Below are 10,028 nucleotides of genomic sequence, written 5' to 3' on the forward strand. Positions count from 1 at the left end.
TACTCCGGGGACCTAAAGGAATTGGTAGACATAGCAAATGAGTATTCTGAAGATACAGAAGAATATTTTAGTTTGAAATTACAGGACGAAGCCGGCGAGGATTCCCTTAACATCCGGGACATTTATAAAGGATATACGGCAAATAAGCTAACGGATGAACTTTCCAACAGACCAGAGAAAGAATTATCAGGAGCATTAGTTTTATTAGGTGGAAATGCCACAGTGATTGGAAAAAAACCTAATGGTAAACCATGGAAAGTCGGAATACAAGACCCTAATGGTGAACCAGGCAGCTATATAGCGATTGTTTCTATTGATGAAAAGTTTATGGATTCATTTAACGGATCATCTCTTACCGTTGCTTCAAAAGGCACGTATTCTTTGTCTAATGGAAACAGCAGAGTCATTGACCCGAAGACCGGACAGCTTGCAGACTCGGGAATCGTAGCGTCAACCGTTATTTCAGATGATGCAGCTTTAGCTGATGCGTTTGGTTCAGCAGTTGTCGTGATGGGTTACGATAAAGCTGTGGAGTTCTGGAAAGAAAGCAATGAGAATTTCGAAATGGTGCTTGTAGATGAAAACAAAAATATCTTTGTAACAGAAGGGCTTAAGGATAATTTCAAGTCAGATAGTAAATATAGCTTGATTACTAAAGGTTAGCTCTTAGATGAGTACCAATGATTATCAGGAGTTTTTTAATGGATGAAAAAACTGGAGTAAAGAAAATTAAAGCTAATTGTCCATGTTGTTTGTCCGGCTGTGATGATATCGTATACTAAAACTCCGGTCCCATTGTAAGGATATACTGCTCTAAATGCGGCCTTGTTTATGATGATACGGATGCATTAGAGAATGGATTCAAGGATGTTGTAGATTATTGGAATCATATAGGCATATACCTGCCTCAAGAGTAATACGTTTTTTTGAGATTGTTTCTTTCGAATACTGTTCTCTCAGACATATACGAAATAATTGCGGATGTCCGCAATTGTTTCATTTAAAAATAGAGCTGACTCTCGGCCGGCTCTATTTGAACATTAGGATTTAATTGAACGGAAGACCATCGTCTTCTACCCCATCCGCTATACTCATAAAACCATCATTTGCTGAAGCGTTCTGTGAGTAACTCTGAGCTGAAGAACCGCTATTTCCGGCTGAAGCTTTACTCTCGGCAAACTCCTGGTTTTCTACAACGATATCCGTTGTATAAACCTTTTGACCGTCTTTATTTGTATAGCTTCCGGTCTGGATTCTGCCTTCAATGCAGATCTTGGTTCCCTGGTGTAAATATTTCTCTGCAAATTCTGCAGATTTACCGAAGGCAACGCAGCCGATAAAGTCAGCTGTCTGCTGGTCCTGGGCACTGCCTTCTGTCCTACGCACTCGACGATCCACAGCTAATGTATATCTCGCAATTGCTGTAGAGTTTTCACCCTGTGAATATCTCACATCAGGATCTCTGGTTAATCTTCCCATTAACAAAACTTTATTCATTCTGTCCTCTCTTTCCGGTGGACGAACCACCAAATTACTTATTTTATTTTTCAAGTTAATTATGGAAGCACATTTCGCAAATAGCAGTTATATTAGGGCATTATCTTTGGTATTATACATTATTTTTTTTTACTTATTGATGATAAATTTAAAAAGGCTTCCAGACCAGAGGGTGTATCTACTAGTATATGGTGACAAGTTATCATTGTTTCATTCCGTAGTTTTCAGTATTTCATGTATCACTTCATTTAAAGCAAGGGTTGCTTTGGAGTGATATCTTTCTGCAGAAATGGCTGTGGAGAGCTCTACACTTGGAGCATCCTTACCAAGAGACAGAAACTCTGCATTTCGGAAATAATGTCTCGAACTATAATAGGTGAAGGCAAGTCCCTGTCCGTTGGCAGCCAGTGAGGCCGCGAAAAGAGCGGACAAAGTGTTGTTATAGGCAATGGGAGTTATACCGTTTTTCAAAAACAGTTTTCTGGCTTCACGCCCAAGGATCGTATCGTAATCACTCAAAAGGAATTCATAGTTTTTTGTGTCCTTAATGTCTATACGTTTGGTGATGTGGGAGAAACTGTGCTGCCTGTTCACCTTGGCTTTGCTTATTATGGGGTGGTTTGGACTGGTCACTAGACATATTTCGTCTCTTATCAGATTTTCAACATGAAGTCGGTTGTTTTTCACTTTGTGAGCCAATAAAGCTATGTCTATATCACCGTTTAACAATAGTTGTTCAAGTGCCATTGAATTCTTTTCCACGATCTGAACATGAATATTGGGATAGGTCATATGAAAAGCATTAAGTACAGGAGGGAGAAGATAGGAACCTCTAAAGGAACTTATTCCCAGAATAACATGTCCTGCATTAAGGTTGGAAACATCCTGCATCTGATCCTGTACTCTATGGTACTCAGATAAGGTGTGATAGGCATAATCGATCAGAATCTGCCCGGATTCAGTTGGACGGACGCCATTTGAAGTACGGACAAACAGTTTGTGCCCCAGATTACTTTCATAGGTGGTCAGGAACTGGGAAAGACTGGACTGTGCCATATAGAGTCTTTCCGCAGCTTTGGATATGCTCCGCTCTTCGTAAATTGCGATTAGATAATTTAGCTCTTTTATTTCCATATCATTCTCCATTCCGCCGCCATGCCGTAGCACAAATAGTGATGAAAAGTCTTTTTCACAATATTCCCCCGCTAATTAAATTTAAAGCAATTATCATTTATTTTAAGAAGCGTTGAAATACTGTAACATATCGGAAAAACCGATACGATGTATAATGAAATATCGTATTCTGCGATATGTTGTTTTTAATTATACTCACATTAAAGATTAATGAAATACCACCCGGCCGAATTATTATTGGTATTTCATAAATCAACAGATGTACATCGTGAACGGGTGTAAACATTGGCACCAGGAACACTTAAGGGAGCATGTAAGGAGGAAACATGAGCAGAGTATCGCTTAAAGGTATATGTGACATGCATGTACACACCAATCCAGATCTGAGAATACGCGCTTATAATGATCTTCAGCTTGCTGATGCGGCTGTAAGAGTCGGAGCCAGAGCAATAGTTATTAAATCACATCTCGGATTTACGGTGAACCGCGCTGCCATAGCAAATGAGTATGTAAAGCGGGTTTACGGTGAGAATACCGGCTTCACCATGTACGGTGGTGTTGTAATGAATAAAGTTATCGGTGGCGTTAATCCTGAGGCTGTTGAGAAGGGATTGAAGCTTGGAGCCAAGGAAATATGGCTCCCGACACAATCGGCAAAACGTCACCTTGAGAAAATGGGACAGAATCCTGCTGATGGAATCGAACTGGTAAGAGACGGAAAAGTCATACCGGAGTTGATCGACATATTTAAGCTTGTAAAGGATTATGATGTTGCTCTTGGAACAGCGCATGTGTCACCTGAGGAGGCATTCACAGTGGTGGAAGCTGCAAGAGATGCAGGTGTTAAAAAGATCATTATCACACATCCTGAGTGGTGGGTATGTGATTATTCCATTGAAGATCAGATAAGATTGGTTAAGGATTACGATGTTATTCTTGAGCGATGCTATGCGCAGAACATGGGTAAGGGACAGCCTTATCATCTGAATCTTAAGGAGAATGCTGAGCTCATCAAGGAAGTCGGATACGAACACGTTATGGTTGATACAGACGGTGGTCAGGTCGAGAATCCGGATTGGGAAACAGAGATGTATGAGTATATGCATTATCTTGTGGAGTACGGAATTCCTATCGAGCACGTTTATCATATGACCAAGACTATTCCATACAGACTTCTCGGAATTGAAGAATGAGACACAGGTTGAGTAATCAGGAGGATAAAAATGTTAAGTGCAGTCATCATACTGGCGATCGCTGTGGCGATCTACCTTGGATATAAAACCAAGATTAATACAGGTCTTTTCTGTATCGTTTTTGCCTATATCATAGGTTGTTTCATCATGGGGTTAAAGCCTAAGGAGGTTATAGCTTTCTGGCCTACGAACACCATGTTTGTTATACTTTCGGTTTCTCTTTTCTATAATGTTGCCGCCATCAACGGAACACTGGAGAAGATGTCCGGTTCACTGCTTTATGCGTGCCGAAAATTTCCGGGAATGCTCCCCTTTGCACTCTTTGCGGTAGCTGTAATTCTTTCAGTAATGGGAGCCACATACTTTACTGTTCTTGCATTCCTTGCACCTATAACTCTTGTTATCTGCGATGAGTCAAGAATGGATAAGGTTACCGGTGCTGTAGCTATTAACTGCGGTGCTCTTTGCGGCGGAAACTTCCCAACCTCAAACCTCGGTGTAGTTTTCAGAGGTCTTGCGGATACGGCTTATGAAGCAACTCCCGAACTTACTGCTGTTGACAGCTTCGGAATGGAAATGCAGATTTTCTTCTTCTCCATGATCTTTTCACTTATCCTTGTTGCTATTTTCAGATACGGAACAAAGGAAAATAAAAACATCGGAAAAGGCGTTGTGTTTAACAAGCCTGAAGCATTTACAAAAGAGCAGAGTACAACACTTACACTTATGATCGCAATGATGGTTGTGGTACTTATTTTCCCTCTTCTCAAGATCCTTATGCCGGGAAATGAAAGTATAAGCTACATTGCGGGAAAAGTTGATGTAGGTCTGGTTGCTATCATTTTTGCGGTAATTGCATTACTTATGAAGCTTGCTCCTCAGAAGAATGCCATCGCGAGAATTCCATGGAATACCATCATCATGATCGCCGGAGCCGGAATGCTTATTGCAGTTGCAGTTAAGGCAGGCACTATCGAAATGCTCAGCCTCTGGGTAGGTTCAAATGTTCCTAAGCCACTTATTCCGATAGCGTTCTCAATTATTGCTGCTATCATGAGTTTCTTCAGTTCAACCACAGGTGTTGTTGCCCCGGCACTGTTCCCTCTTATCCCGGCACTTGCAGCATCTACTGGATTGTCTGCTCCTGTACTCTTTGCATGTACAGTACTCGGTGCCCAGTCAAGCGCCATCAGCCCGTTCTCATCAGGAGGATCTCTCATACTCGGATCAACACCTAAGGAAGAGGACAGAAATACTTTGTTCAATAGACTTCTTATGGTTGCGGTTCCTGTAAGTGTACTTGTTTGTGCTGCGTATAATTTCGTAGTTGCAATGGTGCTGTAAAATAATATGTTATAAAAAAGCTGCCAGATCGAATCTGACAGCTTTTTTTAGACAGTGGCTTAGGCAACGAGTTTTGTATCTCTTGTAACGCCAATGCCTCTATTTTTTACCCTGATTTTTGGAGGTTGCGTTTTCCCGAAAACATCGCAGAACTCATCAACAAGTCCTGGCAACATATATACAAGTACTAGAAAATCCGCTCCGGCAAAAATAAAAGGTAACAAAAAAGCAGCAAGCTGAAAATAAGCCATAACGACTCTCCTCCTGGCATTTAAAGCCAAAAAAATGAGTCATCTGTCTTGCTCCAGATGACTCGTACCAACCTTACTATTTAATTATGAGAGGGGATATTTAATATAATCTGCATTCTGCATCAATCTCGTTTATTTCCAACCTTAAATTTTCCATCTTTTTGCATATCATTCCAAGCCTGCCGTCTGTTTTCCGCTGTCCTTGCTGTATTTTCATCATAGCCAAAGGTATGATTTGTGACGTTAGATTCAAGGAACCGTTTCTGCTCGGTTTCCATTTCTCTCTGCATTTCCTTTTCAGCTTCTTCCTTATCAAGCTGTCTCTGTAGATCCATCTTGTATGATGCCATCATCTTTCTTGACTCTTCAAGGATTTTCTCTACACTGTATGATTCGTCCTGTACGAACTGAAGTCCTCCCGGCTCGATGAGCATACGTATCTGTCTCGGCTGTTCCTCTGCCGGATCCGCAGGGGTAAGGAACCACATTATAGGGGATGACATTACAAAACCATATCGTCCATCAAGAGTTAATGGAAGGATTGTCAGCTGCAGCATAGGGTAATCATCGATATTTTCCCTGTATTCTGCACTTTCCTTTCCGTAACTCTCTAAAATCTGCCAGATTCTGTTCATGTCTGGGAATCTGTTATTTTCAAAGGTGAGCACCAGCTGTGAGTACTGGCCGCCGCCTTCTATTGTTATCTCAGGATAAAGGGTTATGATTCTCGATAACTCTCTGTCCTCTGTGCCAACATTTGGTGATACATATATCTCTCGTATCTCCAGCAGTGTTGTATTTCTCCCCTTTGAGTCCTTTGCAGAAAGAGCCTTAAAAGCATCTATCGGGTTGACAAAACCTATTTCTCTGAGATTTTCGAGGGCCTGCTCATGGAGCTCTCTTACGTCTTTATCAGTATAATCCAGTATGGATTGCATGTTGCTTCGTGATATACGTTCCAATTCTTCTTCCTCCGTATTTTCTCCTTCTGATCATGGGAGAAATTGTCTTTTTATTAGTATTTATGCGCCGATTTCTTCCTCTTCTTCGGGAGCATCTATTGTATTAGGTTCAGTATCATTGCTGTTATCTAATTCATTTTCAAAATTGAACATCTGATTCAAATCGTCATCACCGAATACCTGCTCTCCGCAATCTTCTAGTGGAGTGAATGCAGAAATATCTTCTCCGCCGAAGTTTGCGATTACGCTGAAATTGCTGCTTTCGTTTCCGGCCTCATGGGTATTACCCGGAGTGTTATCTATAGGTTCGGGGTTTACTGAATCACCAACATCAGGATACTGCTTTCCGATAGAATCATCATTAGGTGTTTCAGGAGAAATATCAGGATCAATATCGGTTTTTCCTTTATCATCCTTGCCAGTTGAAACGTCGGGGTTAGTCTTTACAGGTTCGTCTTTTTTTGTGGAATCTTCTTCGTTCTTACTCTTTTCAGCTTCAAGTTCTTTTACTGTATTTGCAACGAGGTCCTTGAAAGTCTTTGAATCCTGTTCCTTTTCAGGCCCTTTATCGTGATATTTATTTATATCCTTGTCGATTTCTGCTTTGATTGCCTTATATATGGGCTCTGCTTCTGACAGAACTCCCTCTTTTCCGGCATATTCCTTGATATCTTTTCCATTAACCGTGAATGTTATGTGACCGTCTTTTAGACATCCATTTATTATGCTTCCATAGAAAATAACTGTTTCAGATGGGTTCTCTCTGCTTAATAGGGATTTTATATCTACCACCAAGTTTCTGATAGCATTCTTTCCGGGATATATACCTGATGCCGTTCTTGATTTTTGGCTGTCCTTATCATAGTCATTTATGTAATGGGATGTGAGTTTTTCAAGCTCATTAACAAGTTTTTCTGTTTTTTCGTTGCTTATATGCTCAATATTTCCGTCACCACGGTATTCAAATGAGCAGTCACCCAGTTTTTCGTCAATTATTTTTATATAGAGGGCTCCTTGTTTGGTTGGTGCCAATTCCTGGTTTGCTTGCCTTCCTGAAATATCTACAGTAAGCCCTGTATAGTCCTTTATGTATGCTTCATATTCTGCCTTGAATTTAGCAAAATCATCTTTGCTCTTTTCATCACTCCATGACATGGAACCGAGGTAGAGCCGGTCAAGTCTTGTCTTGTCGCTTTTTCCAAGTGCATCTTCTGCTTCTCTTTCCTGTATTGGAGGCTCCTGCTTAGGAGACTCTTGTTTAGGTGGTTCCTGGCCTTTGCCATTGTTTACATTTTCGGGGGATTCTTTTCCAATGCCTCTCCGCTTAAGTTCTTCCCTTATGGCATTTTTATCAAGCTCAGAGATCTCACGCTCAAGTTTCTGCTGACGTTCTGCCTTTTCTTCATCTTTTCTTGTATTATCAATAACTTTGCTTACCCCGTCTTTTCCAATGGCCACACGGAGAAGCGTTGCCTTTGCGATCTCAGCCAGCTCATTAAGCTTTACAATTACCCAGGTTATGAGTTTTTTGAATGCTTCCAAAGGGAGAGATTTATTCTTCTGGTCTATAACAGGCGGCTTTTCTTTGCTTGCTACGTAGTCCTTCTCATTTTTCTCATACGCATCGAGGAGTTCCTTGTCAGTCATCCTTTCAGCACGCAGTACAGAATCAGCCTTCTTGTTATTGAGATACTCTGCATCGTAATCCCTTTTGTTTGAATAACTATCTTTTTTGTTATCGTTTAGTTTCTGCCATTTATTGGCATTTTCGAAATCTTCGTTTGTCTTTGCCATACAACCTCTCAATCTGTACGAAACATCGATACGTACTGTCTAAGGTAATTATGGGAAGGGATTTTCCTTATTTAGTATTTTTTTGAGATTTTTTGTAAAAAAAGACCGGCTTTTTTGCCGGCCATAAAAGGTATTCAAGATAGTTTTGGCTTAACCCATACATGACAGGGAATCCTTATGAGGTGATATCCCTGAAATAGCAATGTATTCTTGAAGTGGTATAAGCATATATTCTTTATTGTTATTCGCATCATCATTTGTCACATCTACTGCCAGATCTTGTCCGTCTATTGTGACAATATTGAAGGTATGGAGTCCTCCGTTTTGTGTAGTTCCGGATTGGGCTCTGACTTTCAACCCGCAGTTTAGTCCCAAGATATAGTAAGCTGCCGTGTATCCGGTGCATTCGGTGTATCCTGTTTTGAAACCCTGTATGGCACTGTTTATACTACCTTCAGTGTCATACTGAAACCGGTCTGCAATAAAGTCATGAATGAAGGTTGCTTTTTCTATATCCGACATCCCTTGAGTCATGGTTTTTACTATGCCGATATGTGCAACCAGAAGATCCAGATCCTTTTCACGTTCTTTATAATATGCGTAGTCGTAGACATTATCTTTACTGAGATACATCGTAAAATCTGTTTCGGTTCTTCCGCTAACAGTCTGCTTCTTAGTGTTGACGAGAGAAGTCATGGTGCAAAAATCAAAATTACTTCTTGTGAAATGCCCCACGGTCCTTTTGTCGGTACCTGTATTTATGCCAAGTTCTAGCTCAAGCTGCCTTATACCCATTTCTTTTATGTTTTGGTCCGGCTCATTCTGATAAATTGTTTCAAAGTCTTCCCTGGTGTATGCCTGTGACGGCATTACGAATAGCATTGCTATAATTGCTGTGATTAATATTTTTCTCATAAGCTTAGAGTCCTTTCTCTAGTAATCACCATAATTATGGTAGGACTTTTGACTCTATGTGTGGCTGCTGATAGAAAAAATATAATTGATGCGTATTTAAATTTTTATTGCAATTAATCCCCCACCTGTACATTAGAGGAGGGGGATTAATTACTCACGGTGCTACAAAAACGTCACTTTTTATTGTTTTTTCTTCTACCGTATTTCTTATTTACACTTCCATAATGCCATCGGATGCTTACGTATACGCTCAACGATCTCGGTGTCATCAAAGAGCAGTTCAGGCTTGTATTCCTTCGCTATGAAGGAGTTAATGTAATCCATTTCTGATTCTGTCGGGTTCATGAGATGTTTTATGTAATCCTTAGCCTGTTGCTTCTTACCGTCAAGATCAAACTTATCTCTTACTGCTAAAACTGGGAAAAGATCAGATTTTATTTTTGAGAAGGTAAGACTATCTATGGCAGATGTATCAAAGTTTTTGTTCACTTCCTTTGCAGAAATCGTCGCATAGAATATGATACACTTTCTAAACAGATCTTCTTCGTCAGAGACTGACTGCTCCCACGGGCAAGCCCGTGGGGTTCTGATTACCAAGCCTAGCCTGTAATCGTACATCATTTTCAGACTTTGGAGTTACAGGTGTAAATCTATTTGAATCAGGACTTTCATTACCAAGCAGTCCAACGACCACATTAGCGGTAAATTTCTGTCTTGTGACAAGGACGTACAGTCAATCGCCCATATTTAATTGTTTTAAGCTACCTTAATTCCGCTGTTTAGTATTTTAATCTTATTAGCCTTGATCCATGCGATCAGGGCTTTTTCTTTTGTGTGACACTTGTCAAAAGTCGCAATACATTTCTCTTTGTCTACAGCTTTGGTCTTATGATTGTAACAGTAAAGTAAAAATGATGAGTACCAGTCTCTTTGTACCA

At 40.4% G+C, this 10,028-nt stretch carries 10 protein-coding genes and 1 pseudogene; 3 read left to right on the forward strand and 8 right to left on the reverse strand.

Translation table 11 applies throughout. The features are described 5' to 3' along the window. Positions 1–663 (forward strand): FAD:protein FMN transferase (locus tag T357_RS0117765; protein ID WP_031555515.1); only part of this gene is annotated, 663 nt, incomplete at its 5' end. 384 nt (positions 664–1,047) lie between these two features. Here the strand turns inward: T357_RS0117765 and T357_RS0117770 are convergent. Both T357_RS0117770 and T357_RS0117775 read right to left on the reverse strand, forming a co-directional pair. Further along, the gene (locus tag T357_RS0117770) at positions 1,048–1,497 is read right to left on the reverse strand and encodes a single-stranded DNA-binding protein (RefSeq protein ID WP_031555526.1); all 450 of its coding nucleotides are present in this window, start codon (positions 1,495–1,497) and stop codon (positions 1,048–1,050) included. 210 nt (positions 1,498–1,707) lie between these two features. Beyond that, positions 1,708–2,631 (reverse strand): LysR family transcriptional regulator, encoded by a 924-nt coding sequence (locus T357_RS0117775; protein ID WP_031555528.1) that lies wholly within the window; start codon positions 2,629–2,631, stop codon positions 1,708–1,710. Between the two features lie 326 nt (positions 2,632–2,957). Between T357_RS0117775 and T357_RS0117780 the strand changes: the two genes are divergently transcribed. Continuing rightward, a complete protein-coding gene (locus T357_RS0117780; RefSeq protein WP_031555531.1) occupies positions 2,958–3,824 on the forward strand; it encodes a DUF6282 family protein in 867 nt (288 codons plus the stop codon). A 30-nt stretch (positions 3,825–3,854) separates the two neighbouring features. Continuing rightward, positions 3,855–5,168, forward strand: coding sequence for an SLC13 family permease (locus T357_RS0117785; RefSeq protein ID WP_031555533.1), 1,314 nt, complete (start codon positions 3,855–3,857; stop codon positions 5,166–5,168). 59 nt (positions 5,169–5,227) lie between these two features. Here the strand turns inward: T357_RS0117785 and T357_RS0117790 are convergent, their stop codons facing one another. From T357_RS0117790 to T357_RS21620, 6 genes and pseudogenes are all read right to left on the reverse strand, one after another. After that, on the reverse strand, positions 5,228–5,419 hold the full coding sequence (locus T357_RS0117790; protein ID WP_031555535.1) for a hypothetical protein: 192 nt from the start codon (positions 5,417–5,419) through the stop codon (positions 5,228–5,230). Between the two features lie 122 nt (positions 5,420–5,541). Further along, a complete protein-coding gene (locus tag T357_RS0117795; RefSeq protein ID WP_155991557.1) occupies positions 5,542–6,381 on the reverse strand; it encodes a hypothetical protein in 840 nt (279 codons plus the stop codon). 60 nt (positions 6,382–6,441) lie between these two features. Beyond that, positions 6,442–8,175, reverse strand: a complete 1,734-nt coding sequence (locus T357_RS0117800) for a hypothetical protein (RefSeq protein ID WP_031555537.1) — start codon at positions 8,173–8,175, stop codon at positions 6,442–6,444. A 150-nt stretch (positions 8,176–8,325) separates the two neighbouring features. Beyond that, on the reverse strand, positions 8,326–9,090 hold the full coding sequence (locus T357_RS0117805) for a transglutaminase domain-containing protein (protein WP_031555538.1): 765 nt from the start codon (positions 9,088–9,090) through the stop codon (positions 8,326–8,328). Positions 9,091–9,297: 207 nt separating this feature from the next. Then, positions 9,298–9,687, reverse strand: coding sequence for a hypothetical protein (locus T357_RS0117810; protein ID WP_242840148.1), 390 nt, complete (start codon positions 9,685–9,687; stop codon positions 9,298–9,300). A gap of 159 nt (positions 9,688–9,846) precedes the next feature. After that, positions 9,847–10,028, reverse strand: a pseudogene (locus T357_RS21620) (hypothetical protein); the annotation flags it as partial.

The sequence above is a fragment of the Oribacterium sp. FC2011 genome, from assembly GCF_000701645.1.
Classification (GTDB): Bacteria; Bacillota; Clostridia; order Lachnospirales; family Lachnospiraceae; genus Oribacterium.